Source organism: Enterobacter sp. E12, from assembly GCF_014596715.2.
GTDB classification, from domain to species: domain Bacteria; phylum Pseudomonadota; class Gammaproteobacteria; order Enterobacterales; family Enterobacteriaceae; genus Enterobacter; species Enterobacter bugandensis.
In genome coordinates this window covers 4,051,950-4,067,311 of record NZ_CP115601.1, presented here as the reverse complement: position 1 = coordinate 4,067,311, position 15,362 = coordinate 4,051,950, and the positions used below count along the sequence as shown (strand labels likewise).

The 15,362-nt window shown below is 54.5% G+C and carries 15 protein-coding genes; 6 read left to right on the top strand and 9 right to left on the bottom strand.

Going from position 1 to position 15,362, the window contains the following annotated elements; all coding sequences use genetic code 11:
• Positions 1 to 18 precede the first annotated feature (18 nt).
• Entirely contained in the window at positions 19 to 1,182 is a 1,164-nt protein-coding gene (gene yqhD / locus IB212_RS19390; protein WP_188245716.1) for an alcohol dehydrogenase, read from the bottom strand.
• A 195-nt stretch (positions 1,183 to 1,377) separates the two neighbouring features.
• On the opposite strand from yqhD, the gene IB212_RS19385 reads away from it, so the two are divergent.
• Positions 1,378 to 2,277 carry an AraC family transcriptional regulator gene (locus IB212_RS19385; protein ID WP_041908133.1) on the top strand — a complete coding sequence of 300 codons (900 nt, stop codon included), beginning with the start codon at positions 1,378 to 1,380 and terminating at the stop codon, positions 2,275 to 2,277.
• Between the two features lie 45 nt (positions 2,278 to 2,322).
• Here the strand turns inward: IB212_RS19385 and yghB are convergent, their stop codons facing one another.
• The gene (gene yghB, locus IB212_RS19380; protein WP_028014419.1) at positions 2,323 to 2,982 is read right to left on the bottom strand and encodes a DedA family general envelope maintenance protein YghB; all 660 of its coding nucleotides are present in this window, start codon (positions 2,980 to 2,982) and stop codon (positions 2,323 to 2,325) included.
• A gap of 143 nt (positions 2,983 to 3,125) precedes the next feature.
• Positions 3,126 to 4,313 carry a cystathionine beta-lyase gene (metC, locus tag IB212_RS19375; protein WP_188245715.1) on the bottom strand — a complete coding sequence of 396 codons (1,188 nt, stop codon included), beginning with the start codon at positions 4,311 to 4,313 and terminating at the stop codon, positions 3,126 to 3,128.
• Between the two features lie 251 nt (positions 4,314 to 4,564).
• On the opposite strand from metC, the gene exbB reads away from it, so the two are divergent.
• A complete protein-coding gene (gene exbB / locus IB212_RS19370) occupies positions 4,565 to 5,296 on the top strand; it encodes a tol-pal system-associated acyl-CoA thioesterase (RefSeq protein WP_059355484.1) in 732 nt (243 codons plus the stop codon).
• Between the two features lie 4 nt (positions 5,297 to 5,300).
• The gene (gene exbD / locus IB212_RS19365) at positions 5,301 to 5,726 is read left to right on the top strand and encodes a TonB system transport protein ExbD (protein WP_032643392.1); all 426 of its coding nucleotides are present in this window, start codon (positions 5,301 to 5,303) and stop codon (positions 5,724 to 5,726) included.
• Positions 5,727 to 5,768: 42 nt separating this feature from the next.
• Here exbD and IB212_RS19360 read toward each other — a convergent pair whose 3' ends face one another.
• Together IB212_RS19360 and IB212_RS19355 are read right to left on the bottom strand one after the other, a co-directional pair.
• On the bottom strand, positions 5,769 to 6,218 hold the full coding sequence (locus IB212_RS19360; RefSeq protein ID WP_188245714.1) for a cytoplasmic protein: 450 nt from the start codon (positions 6,216 to 6,218) through the stop codon (positions 5,769 to 5,771).
• Between the two features lies 1 nt (position 6,219).
• On the bottom strand, positions 6,220 to 6,624 hold the full coding sequence (locus IB212_RS19355) for a hypothetical protein (protein WP_188245713.1): 405 nt from the start codon (positions 6,622 to 6,624) through the stop codon (positions 6,220 to 6,222).
• A gap of 103 nt (positions 6,625 to 6,727) precedes the next feature.
• On the opposite strand from IB212_RS19355, the gene IB212_RS19350 reads away from it, so the two are divergent.
• Positions 6,728 to 7,231: an ESA_00282 family adhesion-associated protein gene (locus IB212_RS19350; protein ID WP_188245712.1), complete on the top strand. Its 504-nt coding sequence runs from the start codon at positions 6,728 to 6,730 to the stop codon at positions 7,229 to 7,231.
• A gap of 81 nt (positions 7,232 to 7,312) precedes the next feature.
• A complete protein-coding gene (locus tag IB212_RS19345; protein ID WP_188245711.1) occupies positions 7,313 to 7,801 on the top strand; it encodes a TIGR00645 family protein in 489 nt (162 codons plus the stop codon).
• Between the two features lie 76 nt (positions 7,802 to 7,877).
• On the opposite strand, the gene IB212_RS19340 is transcribed toward IB212_RS19345, so the two are convergent.
• Together IB212_RS19340 and IB212_RS19335 are read right to left on the bottom strand one after the other, a co-directional pair.
• The gene (locus IB212_RS19340; RefSeq protein ID WP_041908142.1) at positions 7,878 to 8,918 is read right to left on the bottom strand and encodes an aldo/keto reductase; all 1,041 of its coding nucleotides are present in this window, start codon (positions 8,916 to 8,918) and stop codon (positions 7,878 to 7,880) included.
• Between the two features lie 182 nt (positions 8,919 to 9,100).
• Positions 9,101 to 11,521 carry an autotransporter domain-containing protein gene (locus IB212_RS19335; protein WP_317616875.1) on the bottom strand — a complete coding sequence of 807 codons (2,421 nt, stop codon included), beginning with the start codon at positions 11,519 to 11,521 and terminating at the stop codon, positions 9,101 to 9,103.
• A gap of 677 nt (positions 11,522 to 12,198) precedes the next feature.
• Between IB212_RS19335 and IB212_RS19330 the strand changes: the two genes are divergently transcribed.
• On the top strand, positions 12,199 to 13,746 hold the full coding sequence (locus tag IB212_RS19330; RefSeq protein ID WP_188245709.1) for a methyl-accepting chemotaxis protein: 1,548 nt from the start codon (positions 12,199 to 12,201) through the stop codon (positions 13,744 to 13,746).
• A 49-nt stretch (positions 13,747 to 13,795) separates the two neighbouring features.
• Here the strand turns inward: IB212_RS19330 and IB212_RS19325 are convergent, their stop codons facing one another.
• The gene (locus IB212_RS19325) at positions 13,796 to 14,128 is read right to left on the bottom strand and encodes a YMGG-like glycine zipper-containing protein (protein ID WP_041908148.1); all 333 of its coding nucleotides are present in this window, start codon (positions 14,126 to 14,128) and stop codon (positions 13,796 to 13,798) included.
• Between the two features lie 158 nt (positions 14,129 to 14,286).
• The gene (gene yghU / locus IB212_RS19320) at positions 14,287 to 15,153 is read right to left on the bottom strand and encodes a glutathione-dependent disulfide-bond oxidoreductase (RefSeq protein ID WP_028014407.1); all 867 of its coding nucleotides are present in this window, start codon (positions 15,151 to 15,153) and stop codon (positions 14,287 to 14,289) included.
• Between the last annotated feature and the right edge of the window lie 209 nt (positions 15,154 to 15,362).

The following is a 15,362-nucleotide window of genomic DNA, read 5'->3' as shown; positions in this document are numbered from 1 at the left end:
TCAGGATGCCAAAAACGCTTAGCGTGCCGCTTCGTAGATCCGACGGCTGACGTCCAGCGTAATGTCACCGTGCTCGCCCAACTGGGTCATGCCGTGCTCTTCGAGTTTTGCCAGCAGGGCAGGAATGGAGCTGCCGTCCAGGCCGTAGCCGGACAGACGCGTTGGCACGCCCAGGCTTTCAAAGAAGTTACGGGTCGCTGCAATGGCGGCATCAATACGCGCATCGTCAGAACCCTCGGTGATGTTCCACACGCGCTCGGCGTACTGCAGCAGCTTGGCGCGTTTGGTATCCCGTTTTTCATTCCACAGGGCAGGCAGAACGACCGCCAGCGTCTGGGCATGATCCAGACCGTGCATCGCCGTCAGCTCGTGGCCCAGCATGTGGGTTGCCCAGTCCTGCGGCACGCCAGCACCGATCAGGCCGTTCAGCGCCTGGGTTGCTGCCCACATCACGTTGGCACGCACGTCGTAGTTTTCCGGCTCTTTCAGCGCTTTCGGGCCGTCTTCGATCAGCGTCAGCAGAATGCCTTCCGCGAAGCGATCCTGGATTTTGGCATCTACCGGGTAGGTGACGTACTGCTCAACGGTATGAACAAAGGCGTCGACCACGCCGTTCGCTACCTGACGCGCAGGCAAGGTGTAGGTGTACACCGGGTCCAGAATGGCAAACACAGGCTGAACGTGTTCGTTCATAAAGGCCTGTTTGTCGCCGGTGGTTTTGCGGGAGATCACCGCGCCCTTGTTGGATTCAGAGCCGGTCGCTGGCAGGGTCAGCACGGAGCCCATCGGAATTGCGCTTTTAATGTCGCTGCCGCGGGTTTCCAGAATGTGCCACGGATCGATGCCGTCAGCGTAGTGCGCTGCCGCCGCGATGAACTTGGTGCCGTCCAGTACGGAGCCGCCGCCGACCGCCAGCAGGAAGGTGATGTTCTCTTCGCGGGCGATTTTCACCGCGTTCATCAGCGTTTCGTAAGACGGGTTTGGCTCTATGCCGCCGAACTCACGCACGTCCAGGCCGTCCAGGGCGCTGTAAACTTGATCCAGCACGCCGGTTTTTTTCACGCTGCCGCCACCGTAGGTGATCAGCACGCGGGCGTCAGCAGGGATCTGCGCGCGCAGGTCGGCGATAGCGTCTTTACCAAACAGAATGCGGGTTGGGGTGTGAAGATTAAAGTTGTTCATTGCTCGTTCCCTTTAGTGGGTGAAAAACCGTGGTGGCGCTGATGGCTACCTGATGCTGCTCATTGTGGCCGTCCGGGGCCAGGCTCTCAATGCACATTCCTGCCGATGTCTTGCCCATTTCTACAGAGCGCTGGAGAAACTTCGTAAAAATGCGCAGACTGTGAGGGTCGGAAACCGTACCCGGAGTAACGTAAAATGAACCGTGAAGCGATCTGCCTTCAGCTTACCTCGCAGATTAAAAGGCTGATAAATAAAGAAAATAATGTTGGCGACCTGCTGCCGGACATTCGCCTGCTCTACGGCACGCAGCCCGGGACGCGCACGCCGGTGATGTACCAGCCGGGCATCGTTTTTCTCTTTTCAGGCCATAAGATTGGCTATATCAACGAGCGGGTATTCCGCTACGACACCAATGAATATCTGCTCCTGACGGTACCTTTACCCTTCGAATGTGAAACCTTCGCGACAGAAGCGGTCCCGCTGGCGGGTATTCGCGTCAACGTCGATATTCTTCAACTGCAGGAGCTGCTGATGGAGATTGGCGAAGACGAGCTTTTCCAGCCGTCGATGGCCTCCAGCGGGATTAACTCGGCGACGCTGTCGGAAGAGATCCTCTGCGCCATTGAGCGCCTGCTGGACGTCATGGAAAGGCCGCTGGACGCGCGTATTCTCGGCAAGCAGATTATCCGCGAAATTCTTTATCACGTGCTGCTGGGGCCGGGCGGCGGGGCGTTACTCGCGCTGGTGAGCCGACAGACCCACTTCAGCCTGATCAGCCGCGTGCTCAAGCGTATTGAAAGCCAATACACGGAGAACCTCAGCGTTGACCAGCTGGCGGCGGAAGCGAACATGAGCGTTTCGGCGTTTCACCACAACTTTAAGTCGGTGACCAGCACCTCGCCGCTGCAGTACCTCAAAACCTACCGTTTGCACAAGGCGCGGATGTTGATGATCCACGACGGCATGAAGGCCAGCGCGGCGGCCATGCGCGTCGGCTACGAAAGTGCGTCGCAGTTCAGTCGGGAGTTTAAGCGCTATTTCGGCGTCACGCCGGGAGAAGATGCGTCACGTATAAGAACGATGCAGGGCGCCTGAGGGGAAACGTAGGCCGGGTAAGCGGTAGCGCCACCCGGCTTTTGTTTATGCACTGCAATACTTTTTCTTAATCACCACCGCAATGGTACCCACCAGCCCAGCAACCAGCAGGAATATCGGCAGGATCATCAGGAAGGTCATCACCTGATCTTCATGGTGCTTCACAAAGGGGATCATGTTCAGCGCGTAGCCGAGTGTGGTTACCACGCCAACCCACAGCAGGGCGCTCAGCCAGTTGAAGAACTGGAAGCGGCGGTTAGACAGCCCGGAAATACCCGCCATGGTGGGCAGAAGGGTGCGAACAAACGCCAGGAAACGCCCGGCGAGCAGCGCCAGCAGGCCGTGGCGGTCAAACATACAGGTCGCACGCTGGTGATATTTATGCGGTAACTGCGCCAGCCAGCCCTTCACCACGCGCGTGTTCCCCAGCCAGCGGCCCTGCAGATAGCTCAGCCAGCAGCCCAGGCTCGCGGCGGAGGTAAGGATTACCATCGTTGGCGTAAAGTCCATGACGCCTTTGCCGATCAACGCCCCGGCAAGCAAAAGCAAACTGTCACCGGGTAAAAACGAGGCTGGCAGTAATCCATTTTCCAGAAACAGCGTCGCGAACATCACGAAATAGACGACGCCTACAACGTGGGGATCCGCCAGAGCGGCAAAATCATGTTGCCAGAGCGCCGCGATAATATCTTGAATAACAGCCATGGACTTTCCTGTGGAACAGCAGAGATAACGCTATTGTACTCCCAATTTCACCTGTCGGGATTGATCGCAGGCGCAACTCATGCAGACTTTTCTGCTTGCAGTGTTCACAAAAGCGTCCGGGGAGTACATTTTCAGCCCGCACTCTACACGATACGTTCAAAGCCTGCAGATAAATCCGCAATTAAATCGTCCACATTTTCTAAACCGATATGCAATCTAATGAGGGTGCAGCTGAAGTCCACTTCTCCGCCGGGGCGCAGGGCCGCGATCTGCTCCGGCTGATTCGGCAGGATCAGGGATTCAAAACCGCCCCAGGAGTAGGCCATGCTGAAGAGGGTAAAATTATCCAGATAGCTTGCCAGTTCGTCATTACTCAGCCGTTTTTTAAGGACAAACGAGAACAGCCCGCTGCTGCCCGTAAAGTCACGTTGCCAGAACTCATGGCCTTTACTACCTGGAAGAGCTGGATGGTTCACGCGCTCAACCTGCGGATGCTGCGCCAGCCATTCAGCGATTTTCAGGCTACTTTCATGATGCTGACGCAGACGCACGCCGAGCGTACGAATGCCCCGGCTGGTCATGTATGCCGTGTCTGCATCCACCATCTGGCCCATCAGGTAGGCATTTTCCCGCAGCTGCTCCCAGCAGCGCGCGTTGGAAACCGCGGTGCCAATCATCCCGTCAGAGTGTCCAATCAGGTATTTCGTTGCCGCCTGAATCGAGATATCAATATCGAATTCCAGCGCCTTAAACAGCACGCCTGCCGCCCAGGTGTTGTCGATCATGATAATCGCCTCTGGCGCTTTGCTGCGCACGGCCTTCACGATAGCCGGAACGTCGTGCACTTCCATGGTGATGGAGCCGGGAGATTCCAGGAACACAATGCGCGTGTTTGGCTGGATAAGTTCAGCAATGCCTTCACCAATCAGCGGGTCAAACCAGCTGGTGGTCACGCCGAGCTTGCTGAGAATTTTTGTGCAGAAATCCTGGCTGGGTTCATAGGCGGTGTTGGTCATCAGGATATGGTCGCCCTGTTCCACAAACGCCAGAATGGTGTTGGCGACCGCCGCCGCACCGCACGGGAACAGCGCGCAGCCTGCGCCCCCCTCCAGCTCGCACATCGCTTCCTGCAGAGAAAAGTGGGTTAGCGTGCCGCGGCGACCGTAAAACAGCCCGCCTTTTGCGCGGTTACGCGTGGCGATTTTTTTCTCCTCAACGGTATCAAACACCAGCGAGGAGGCGCGTTGAATCACGCTGTTGACCGATCCCTGAGTGTATTTTTTGCTGCGTCCCGCCTGCACCAGCGTGGTATCAAGATGCTTCTTCGTCATGTTCGCTAACCCTGTTTTTATACGTCTGGACGTCCAGACTACCACGATTGTAAAAAACTGCACCCGCATGCTTATCGAATAAGCAGAAAATAGTAGCAAAAAAGCGCATAAGAAATTTTTACTGCGTAAGCGCAAGGAAACTGAGCGAAAATTACGGCACCATGTAAATACTAATGAGAACGACTATCAATTCGACGGCTTTTTGATATTATTACGTTCAGATTTTGTGATTTGCGTCCTGGAGATACAGAGTGGGTAATAATTTGATGCAGACGGATCTCTCCGTTTGGGGCATGTATCATCATGCTGACATCGTGGTTAAGATTGTGATGATCGGCCTGATTCTGGCGTCCGTTGTCACCTGGGCTATCTTCTTCAGCAAAAGCGCCGAGCTGCTTTCGCAGAAGCGTCGCCTCAAGCGGGAACAGCAGCAGCTGGCAGAAGCCCGCTCTCTGGATCAGGCTTCTGAGATGACCACATCCTTCCACCCGAAAAGCCTGACCACCCTGTTAGTGAATGAAGCTCAGAACGAGCTGGAACTCTCCGCCGGCAGTGAAGATAACGAAGGCATTAAAGAGCGTACCGGTTTCCGTCTGGAGCGTCGCGTTGCGGCCGTTGGCCGACACATGGGACGCGGCAATGGGTATCTGGCGACCATCGGCGCGATTTCACCGTTCATCGGTCTTTTCGGTACGGTCTGGGGCATCATGAACAGCTTTATCGGCATTGCCCAGACCCAAACCACCAACCTGGCGGTAGTTGCCCCGGGTATCGCGGAAGCGCTGCTGGCGACGGCAATCGGTCTGGTTGCAGCAATTCCGGCGGTGGTTATCTACAATATTTTCGCGCGTATGATCGGCAACTACAAAGCCACGCTCGGCGACGTTGCCGCTCAGGTTCTGCTGCTGCAAAGCCGCGATCTTGACCTGAATGCCAGCGCCGTGAAGCCGGTGCATGCGGCGTCTAAACTGCGCGTAGGTTGATTGTATGGCAATGCGTCTAAACGAAAATCTGGACGATAACGGCGAAATGCACGAAATCAACGTGACGCCGTTTATCGACGTCATGCTGGTGCTGCTGATTATCTTCATGGTGGCAGCACCCCTGGCGACGGTCGACGTGAAGGTGAATCTGCCTGCCTCCTCCAGCCAGCCGCAGCCGCGTCCGGAAAAGCCAATTTATTTGTCGGTGAAAGCGGATAAATCCATGTTCCTGGGGAACGACCCTGTGACGGATGCCTCCGTTATTCCGGCGCTGGACCAGCTGACCGGCGGCAAGAAGGACACCACCGTCTTCTTCCGGGCGGACAAAACCGTCGACTACGAAACCATGATGAAGGTAATGGACACGCTGCATCAGGCGGGTTATCTGAAGATTGGGCTGGTCGGGGAAGAGAAAGCGGCCTCGAAGTGATAAAGAAGCTGGCGAAAGCCGGCTTTTTTTATGCCTGTCGGTTTAAGCGTTTTTGTTGTCCGTCGGTGCGGTAGAGGGGGTGGTCAGCGCGTCCTCATCGAGCGCAACGCAGGTGACATTTGACGTACGGTACTCGCCGGCTGACAGTTTGCGCGTCAGGCGCAGGGTGGCGACTTCTCTGGCAAGCAGATACTGGTAGTTGGCCTCAAGACGTCCCAGAAGTTTCTCTTTCAGTTCTGGAAGCTGTTCGATGATGGCGTTCATCACGGCGCCGTAAATTTCTTCTTTGACCTGTAACGGATAAATCTCGCGGCGATTCTGCCATTTCAGACGCACCAGCGTTGCCGGGATCGATACCAGGTCTTGTGTAATACGCGTCATCTCGGCATTTTTTGCATTTCTTAGCACCTCGATATTTTGCTTTAAGATAAATTCATCACTTTTTTTATCATCTAAAGTCAAATAAACGTTATTGTCTTTAACTTCTTTCACGTTAATCTTCCCCCAGGGTATAAAAAATAGGGTTGTTTTTTTCTCGCGTAATTAGATTAAGCCAAATTTCATTGCCGGCCTCATTTATTTCCTTCGTTTTTTCAGTCATTATTTGACTTAGTTTCTGGGCATCTATTTCGCCTTCTGTCTGCAGGTCATTCAGCAGGTGGACGAAGGCTTCAATTTTTATAGCGCGAAATAAGCGGTCTTTTATATGGCGATCGTGCTCTTCCAGCAGCATATTACGGGATTTGCCAGTGTGAGAAACGCCAATTAATATATCAGGCTCGAAATCAGAGAGCTTTCTTTTCCCCTGAGTGAAACTGGCCTTTTTTTCTTCTTCCGTCGGTTGCTGTTCCACAGGCGTAATGTGGTACTTAGCCGGGACGAGATAGTCGGGCAGCATTTTTAATTTCCTTTAATTTCAACAGGGTGAGGTTGGTAAAGGCGTGAGATTCGTTGACAATATCATGAGGCAATTTTAAAATCAAAAAAAATGGAGCCAACCCATGAACAGCATCTTTTTTACGGTCATCACATTACTATTACTGACCGCTGGTGTGCTTTTATTGATGCAGGAGTTCAATAAAACGAAAGTGTCGAAAGACACCAGTGAACCGCCACAACCTGAACTGATGACAAAAGAGGAAGGAGAAGATCATTTCTCTGTTTTGATGAACTCCGTTACGCCTGTCTGGTACTGGCGGGTGAATCATGAATATATCGACTTCTTACACGCGACAATTAAGCGCATGAAAATGTCGGAAATTAATGACACGCCCGGTCTGTTTGAGGCGCAGCGTCGCTGTAGCGATCTGAATTCAGCGGTTTATAAATATTACGACAACATCAAAAAGCGCTGTCTTAACGGTGAGAAGGTCTCGTATTCAGACCTGGATGTATTAAACCTTCGCCAGTGTTTTCGCGAGTTTAGCCTGGAAGCCTACCCGGAGCTGGTGTTGCTGGTCTGGCCGGAGTATGCGCGTCCTGAGGTTAACCCGGACGACGTCTGAGTGGCGTACTGGTTAGTTCTTGCAAACAGTCAGCGCCGTTGAGATATACTGAGCGCTGGTTTCGTTTGCAGACAGGATTTTATGGAACGCTTCTTTGAAAACGCAATGTATGCCTCTCGCTGGCTGCTCGCCCCCGTCTATTTCGGTCTTTCCCTGGCGCTGGTCGCCCTGACGATCAAGTTCTTCCAGGAGATTTTCCACGTATTGCCTAACATTTTCTCCGTGGCGGAAGCCGATTTAATTCTGGTTCTGCTGTCGCTGGTGGATATGATGCTGGTGGGCGGCTTACTGGTGATGGTGATGTTCTCCGGTTATGAGAACTTCGTCTCTCAGCTTGATATCGCCGAGCATAAAGAAAAGCTCAGCTGGCTGGGGAAAATGGACGCCTCGTCGCTGAAGAATAAAGTTGCGGCATCTATAGTGGCAATCTCCTCTATCCACCTGTTACGCGTGTTTATGGACGCGAAAAACGTCCCGGATAATAAGCTGATGTGGTATGTGATTATCCACCTGACGTTTGTGCTGTCGGCGTTTGTGATGGGGTATCTGGATAAGATCAGTAAGAAATAAGGTACACATTTCTCCCCTCACCCTAACCCTCTCCCGGGGGAAGGGTTAGGGTGAGGGGAGAAAGCATCGAACCACACTATTTATCCGACGACGCCTGCCACAAATTCAGTTCCCCGTCCGCCACGTGCTGGTCAATCCGCGTCAGTTCATCTTCCGTAAAGCGCAGATTACCCAGCGCCTGAACGTTCTCCTCCAGCTGTTCCGGGCGGCTCGCGCCAATCAGCACTGACGTCACGCGAGCATCTTTCAGCAGCCAGCTCAACGCCATCTGCGCCATCGTCTGCCCGCGCGCCTGCGCCATCTCATTAAGCAGACGAAGACTGATCAGATTAGCTTCCGTCAGCATTTTCTGCGTCAGGCCGCGCACTTTGTTCCCCTCGCGCTGCATGCGAGAACCTTCCGGAATACCGTTCAGGTATTTTCCGGTCAGCAGACCCTGCGCCAGCGGGGTAAAGGCAATACACCCCGTGCCGTTTGCTTCCAGCGTATCCAGCAAGCCGGTCTTATCGACCCAGCGGTTAAGCAGGTTATAGGATGGCTGGTGGATCAGCAGCGGGATCTTCCACTCGTGCAGCAGCGCGGCCATTTTTTGTGTGCGCTCGGTAGAGTAGGAGGAAATGCCCACGTACAGTGCTTTCCCACTCTGAACAGCATGAGCCAGCGCGGAGGCCGTCTCTTCCATTGGCGTATTTTCATCCACGCGGTGGGAATAGAAAATATCCACGTATTCGACGCCCATACGTTTCAGGCTCTGGTCGAGACTGGCGAGCAGGTACTTGCGTGAGCCGCCTGAACCGTACGGGCCTGGCCACATGTCGTAACCGGCTTTAGTGGAGATAATCAGCTCGTCGCGATACCGGGCAAAGTCCTCACGCAGCAGGCGGCCAAAGTTCTCTTCCGCGCTTCCCGCAGGCGGTCCGTAGTTGTTGGCAAGATCGAAATGGGTAATCCCGAGGTCGAAGGCTTTACGCAGCAGCGCGCGCTGGGAGTCAAGGGGCTGAACGTGGCCGAAGCTATGCCACAGGCCCAGCGACAGCGCGGGCAGGCGAAGGCCGCTCTTGCCACAGTAGCGGTACTGCATATTCTCGTAGCGGGTAGCGTCAGGGTACCAGGACATGATGTCTCCTTTTCTTATCGATGAATTTTTGAAACGGCGTTTTCATTCTGTCCTTATCAAAACATAAATCCCGGAGAGATGCGATGGCAGAACGCGCTGCCGGCACTTTTCCCCGGGATACGTCAGACGTTGAGCCCCGACCTGCCCGGTAAACGTAGCGTCACCGGGCAACCAGACGACAATCAGAAGCTGTAGCTCATCCCCGCCTGCACACTGGCACCGTTATCCACATCACCGGTACCGACATACACCCCGGTGTTCAGGGTAAAGTTATGGGCGATGGTGGCGTTGATGCCTGCTCCAAAGATGCCCATTGTGTTGTTGTGACCAGAGGTGTTGTGATAATCCGCCGCCTGAATGTCGGTGTTATCGCTGAACTCTTTCTGGAAGCGCGCGTCGATCCACGGCATCACCTTCACGTTCTTGTTCAAATCGCGAAGGGTGGTGGTGAGCCTCACGCCCGCGCCACCGTTCCAGGAAGAGACCTGGCTGTCGGCAAACGTCACCGCGCTATCCGAGAAGCCGTTTGCTTTGGTCTGATCCCAGCCTAACGTCGCGTAAGGCTGCAGCAGCGTTTCGCCCGGCAGCAGGACATTGACGCCGGTACGGGCTTGAGCCATATACAGGCTGCCATCGGTGGAGCCGTGTAGCGCCTCCGTCATGCCGCTGGTATCGCCCGTCACGTTGTTGGCAGACAGCGAGTAACGCATATCGCCGTAGCTGAAGCTACCGTCAGCAAAGAGACCCCAGTTGCGGCCGTTCAGTGCCTGCTGCCAGCCGCCATACAGGCTGTAGTAGTTACCGTAAACGCTGTCTTTGAAGCTATCCGCACCATCGCTGGTGTCCTGCACGCGGCTGCGCGTCCACGCCAGCGCTATACCGCCGGTCACGCTGTCGCCGTTGTCCATATGCGCCGTCCAGTCTACGCCGCCCTGCGCCCCCTGAGTGATGCTTTTATAGTCGACGTCGTTGCTGAAATTACCATTCTGATAGAGGAAATCACCCCACACCTGCGCGCCGTCCTGCTGTTCTCCCTGCAGGTTCGCCAGATGCACCTGGTTCATGTGGTTGCTAATGTCATCAGCCACCTGATGACCGGCTTGTTCCGCGGCATCCAGACCTGCAACCAGCCCCTGAACGTCGCTCGCGAGATTGCCTTTTTGGCTATTAAATTCAATATTCCAGCTTTGGCTGTTATCAGCTGCCAGCATCGTCTGTGGCGCGCTGTCGGCAGCAACAATATTCAGGCTATTGTCGTAATTATAGGCTCCGCTACGGTTCTCAACAGTCTGTTGGCCGTTGGTAAAACTTGCTGCGGCATAATTTTCTGGTGCGCTGCTGCCTGAGGTGGTGAACGTACCCAGAATAACGTTACGCTGATTTTGTGCCGACGGAGTGATGCTATTCACAATCACGGTGTTATTGGCGCCGGTAATATTTCCGAAATTCACATAGCTGTCGGTGCTCATGGTAACCAGTGCATTGCTGCCGGTGGTGGTGGCAATCAGGGTTGAACCGTTTTGCAAACTCCAGCTGGTTGCGTCGTTAATTTTATCAATGGCAATGCTGTTATCGCTGGTGGTATTGACCGTTTCAAACTGGCTTATTTGTCCGGATATGGAACTGCCCGCATCCATTGACAGGGTATCGCTGCCGTCACCCCCGTTAACATTGCCATTAACATGTGAATCATTGGTCAGCACGACCGTATCATCACCCGCACCCGTTGTAATATCACCGTTGATGGTCGCATTGTTCTGCAGCGTGATGGTGCTGCTGCCCGTATTCTGGCTGGTATTTATCTCGCCATTCACGGTGCTGTTATCCACCAGAACGGAATTTGCGGAATTACCCTCGATGGTTACATTACCATTTACAACGCTGTTATTTGTCAGTGAGATACTGGTGGTGCCGTTTTCGTTAATGGCCCCGATGTCTCCGGTGATCGTGCTGTTATTCAGCGTCAGCGAATCGGCCTTCGTTCCGTACATCGCGATGGCGACATCGCCAAAGGCATCGAGGTTGATGTCGCTGAAGGGCTTGTATTCGCTCAGTTTTACCGCCAGCGTGTCGATGTTCTGCGCGATTTCGCTCTGCGAGGCATCCACGGAAGCGTTCGTCAGCGTAATAGTGGTATCAGATTTATCGCTACCCGCGTAGATACCGCCTTTATCCATCGTGCTGTCGCTGATAGCAATATTTTGCGCACCGGCCCCCGCGCTGAGAATACTGCCGTGCAGTACGCTGCCGTTCTCAACGTTCACGGTGTGGTAGCCTTTATCCATCGGGTCGAGGTAAATGGCTGAACCCATCATATAGGCTTTTTTACCTTCGTAGCTTCCGGCGTCATTTTCACCATTCAGCGTGGCGCCATCGATGGTCACCGTCGTATTGGTGGTTGCACCGGTATTGCCCACTTCGATCATATCGACGGTGGCGCCGTTATTTATCGTAATATTAGCCGTCCCCCCGTTGCTGCCCTGGATATAATGGCCGGACATGTCGGTACCGGAAACGGTCAATGACTGGGTATCCCCTGATTCACGGCTTCCATCCATAAAGATATTATTTGCGGTGGCGTCGGCCATAACGGCATCCGTCACGCCGGGATCCTGATAGAAACTATTATCTTTATATTTCGATAAGCCACAGGTCTGCGACGTCACGCCGGGCTGGCAGGGCGTAGCGGGAGTGACGGCAGCCTGGGCACCCAATGACGTAAAAGCCACTAATACACATTGCGAAAGCAACGTACGATTCATTAATTTGCGCATTTTTAAGTTCTCTGGATGAGTCGAAAATTGTCCGGCTCTTTTTAATTTAATTTATTTAAAATAAGAACTTTCTTAGCGGTTAAGGATGTAATGAAATCTAAAGATATATACCGCGCAATAGTTGACGGTTAAATAATTAAACCTAATTAATAAATTTAAATTAATTCATGATCTAAATGTTTTTGAATGATTTGCATACAAATTAAAGGGTTTCTTGACCGGTCGTGCGGTTCTTTGACCTTCTTATTCACCGGGGTATTAACCCTTTAGGGTTATGAGGTTAATTAACTGTTTGTCTGTTTTACATTTCGAGGGCTGCTGAAATATTTAAACACGTATTGTGCAGGCGGATTTTCCCCGCAGCGATTATCCTTTTCCGGCGATCGGCAGGGTAGTGAAGATTTTTATAAAATTACTCGCGAAATATTATAATTTCGCCAGTTTCTGCCGATAACGAGGGTAAGACTCGCCTCTGGGCGAATTCACCCTCACGGCAAGGAAGACTTATGAATATGCTCCGTAATTTCACGATCCGTTTCGTCATGCTGACGATCCTCGGGATTTTTTGTTTAATGTGGGCGGGCGTCGGGCTGTACAGCACCTGGTCCCTGTCACGGGTATCAGACGGCAATGAAGTCGATCGCCAGCTGGTTAAACAGATGATGGTGCTCAGCCAGGGCAACGATCAGTATTTCCGCTTTGTGACCCGTCTGAGCCGCGCCATGGAGGTCAAAGCCGCTGGCGGCACGCCGGATTTGTCCTCTGCCCAACAGGCGCTGGACAACATGGGTAAGAAACTGGCCGAAATGAAGGCGATCTCGCCTGGCCCAATGGATGAGCAGGTCTCTGCGCAGGTGATCGGTGCCTGGCAGGCGCTGCTTGAACAGGGCGTGACGCCGCAAATGGAGCAGGCGAAGCAGGCGACCCTGGACGGCTACCGCCAGCAGGCCAACAACGTTACGCCGCCGCTAAGCCGTGCGTTCGGTGCCGCCGCCGAGAAGTTCAATAATGCCGCCGCGAAGACGCTCGACAGCACCCGCATGGTGGTCGACGGCCTGACCAGCATGACCCGCACGGTTATTATCGTCGCCACCATTATCGGCCTGCTGATCCTGCTCTTTACCGACCGCTACCTGGTGGCGATGCTGGTCAAACCGCTGGAGCGCATTCGCCAGCAGTTTCGCCAGATTGCCCAGGGCGATCTCAGCCAGCCCATTGCGCCTTTCGGCCGCAACTGCGTGGGACAGCTGGTGCCGCTGCTGAGCGCCATGCAGGACAGCCTGCGTGAAGCGGTCAGCACCATTCGCTCCGGCAGTGAGAATATCTGGCGCGGCGCGACGGAGATCTCCAGCGGCAACAACGATCTCTCTTCCCGTACCGAAGAGCAGGCTTCCGCGCTGGAAGAGACGGCGGCCAGCATGGAACAGCTGACCGCGACCGTGAAGCTGAACGCCGAAAGCGCGCGTCAGGCCAGCCAGCTTGCCGATGTGGCCTCAACCACCGCCAGCCGCGGCGGCTCGCTGGTGGAAGAGGTGGTCACCACCATGAGCGGTATTTCTGAAAGCTCGAAGAAAATTGCTGAAATCACCAACGTCATCAACAGCATTGCCTTCCAGACCAATATTCTGGCGCTCAATGCGGCCGTAGAAGCGGCGCGCGCGGGCGAGCAGGGGCGTGGGTTCGCCGTGGTGGCGGGTGAAGTCCGCAACCTGGCAAGCCGCAGCGCCAATGCGGCAAAAGAAATTGAGGGTCTGATTACCGATTCCGTGACCCGCGTAGAGCAGGGTGCGCAGCTGGTGAGCGACACGGGCACCACCATGGATGCGATTTTGCGTGACGTGACGGAGGTGACGACCATTATGAAGCAAATCGCGTCGGCTTCTGAAGAGCAAAGTAAGGGCATTTCGCAGGTCGGGATTGCTATTACGCAGATGGACGGCGTCACCCAGCAGAACGCCTCGCTGGTCGAAGAGGTTTCCGCGGCAGCCGCGGCGCTGGAACGCCAGACCGAAGAGCTTCAGCGTTCGGTGCAGAAGTTCCGCCTGACGGCATAACACAACAGGCCGCCTGATGCGGCCTTACTTCTTTCTTTTCCCGATGCTGTTAGTGCGTCGCTTCACCAATCAGCGCGCCCGTGCCGGCACCCACGGCCGCGCCTTTCAGCACGCTATTGCCCGTCACCGCAGCCGCGCCCGCGCCAACGACGGCACCCACGGCACCGCCCTTACGTGCGTCTTTGCCTTTTTCGCCGTTTTTGAACATTGCACCCGTGCCTGCGCCAACCACGGCACCACCCACGGTTGATTTCAGATCTTTGCCCGTGGCTGCGCCAATAGCAGCACCTGCTACCGCGCCGGCGGCGGTTTTGTCGATGGCCATTCCCGAGGTGGAAAAAATGAGGGCGCTGATAACCAGCGTTGTTTTAATAAGTTTCATAACAGATCCTTTGTGACTGCTGTCAGTTGATACGGCGTTTCTCAGTCTGAGGTGAGAAAAACGTCCAGATAGTGCCAGCAATAGCCACTCAACCTTTAGGCTAATCATGCCCTGGGCAAGGATCTCGGCTGCCGGGCGGGGAGCCGCCCGGCGAAACGTTACGCCTGACGCTTGTCTTCCGTATTGGTATCGAAGTCGCTCGCCGCGTGGCGTTCGTGGAGCTGCTCGTTCAGCTCGCCGCTGGTGCGGTTAACGATGCGACCGCGCTTAACCGCATGGCGGTTCGCCACGTCCTTCGCCCAGCGCTGGACGTTGGTGTACTTCTCCGCGTCCAGGAATTCGGCGGCGTTATAGACGCTGCCCAGCGCCACACAGCCGAACCAAGGCCAAATCGCCATATCCGCGATGGTGTACTCCTCACCCGCCACGTAGCGACCGCGCGCCAGCTGTTTATCCAGCACGTCGAACAGGCGCTTAGCTTCCATGGTGAAGCGGTCAATCGCGTACTCGATTTTTACTGGCGCATAGTTGTAGAAGTGGCCAAAGCCGCCGCCGAGGAACGGTGCCGCGCCCTGGAGCCAGAACAGCCAGTTCAGCGTCTCGGTGCGTCCCGCCGGATCTTTCGGCAGGAAGTGTCCGAATTTCTCTGCCAGGTAAAGCAGGATATTGCCGGATTCAAAGACGCGCGTTGGCGGGTTTGTAGAGTGGTCACGCAGCGCCGGTATTTTCGAGTTCGGGTTCACGTCTACAAACCCGCTGGAGAACTGGTCGCCCTCGCCGATGCGGATCAACCACGCATCGTATTCCGCGCCCGTCACGCCCAGCGCCAGCAGCTCTTCGAGCATGATCGTCACCTTCTGGCCGTTCGGTGTGCCCAGCGAGTAGAGCTGCAGCGGGTGAGAGCCTACGGGCAAATCCTTCTCATGCGTTGCGCCGGAAATTGGACGGTTGATGTTGGCGAACGCGCCGCCGCCGTTCTTTTTCCATTCCCACACTTTGGGTGGCTGATACGTGTTGTCTGACATGTTGGCCTGCCTTTTTAGTGATGTGTTGAGGCAGTGTAGCAGGAGATTTGTGAAGCGTTTAACGTTGTGAGCGCAAGCAATTAACCGCTATTCCTTCTGCTGCTTATATATATCAAATCCGGCATAAGCTTAATCGAAAATCGCATTTTCATAATTAATGCGTAAACCGCTAAAGCTGAATATGATGCTTCAACATAAATAAAAGATGC

Excerpts from the sequence above, each read along its gene's own strand:
- yqhD (WP_188245716.1), bottom strand. The coding sequence starts at position 1,182 with ATGAACAACTTTAATCTTCACACCCCAACCCGCATTCTGTTTGGTAAA.
- IB212_RS19385 (WP_041908133.1), top strand. The coding sequence starts at position 1,378 with ATGAACCGTGAAGCGATCTGCCTTCAGCTTACCTCGCAGATTAAAAGG.
- yghB (WP_028014419.1), bottom strand. The coding sequence starts at position 2,982 with ATGGCTGTTATTCAAGATATTATCGCGGCGCTCTGGCAACATGATTTT.
- metC (WP_188245715.1), bottom strand. The coding sequence starts at position 4,313 with ATGACGAAGAAGCATCTTGATACCACGCTGGTGCAGGCGGGACGCAGC.
- exbD (WP_032643392.1), top strand. The coding sequence starts at position 5,301 with ATGGCAATGCGTCTAAACGAAAATCTGGACGATAACGGCGAAATGCAC.
- IB212_RS19355 (WP_188245713.1), bottom strand. The coding sequence starts at position 6,624 with ATGCTGCCCGACTATCTCGTCCCGGCTAAGTACCACATTACGCCTGTG.
- IB212_RS19350 (WP_188245712.1), top strand. The coding sequence starts at position 6,728 with ATGAACAGCATCTTTTTTACGGTCATCACATTACTATTACTGACCGCT.
- IB212_RS19345 (WP_188245711.1), top strand. The coding sequence starts at position 7,313 with ATGGAACGCTTCTTTGAAAACGCAATGTATGCCTCTCGCTGGCTGCTC.
- IB212_RS19340 (WP_041908142.1), bottom strand. The coding sequence starts at position 8,918 with ATGTCCTGGTACCCTGACGCTACCCGCTACGAGAATATGCAGTACCGC.
- IB212_RS19330 (WP_188245709.1), top strand. The coding sequence starts at position 12,199 with ATGAATATGCTCCGTAATTTCACGATCCGTTTCGTCATGCTGACGATC.
- IB212_RS19325 (WP_041908148.1), bottom strand. The coding sequence starts at position 14,128 with ATGAAACTTATTAAAACAACGCTGGTTATCAGCGCCCTCATTTTTTCC.
- yghU (WP_028014407.1), bottom strand. The coding sequence starts at position 15,153 with ATGTCAGACAACACGTATCAGCCACCCAAAGTGTGGGAATGGAAAAAG.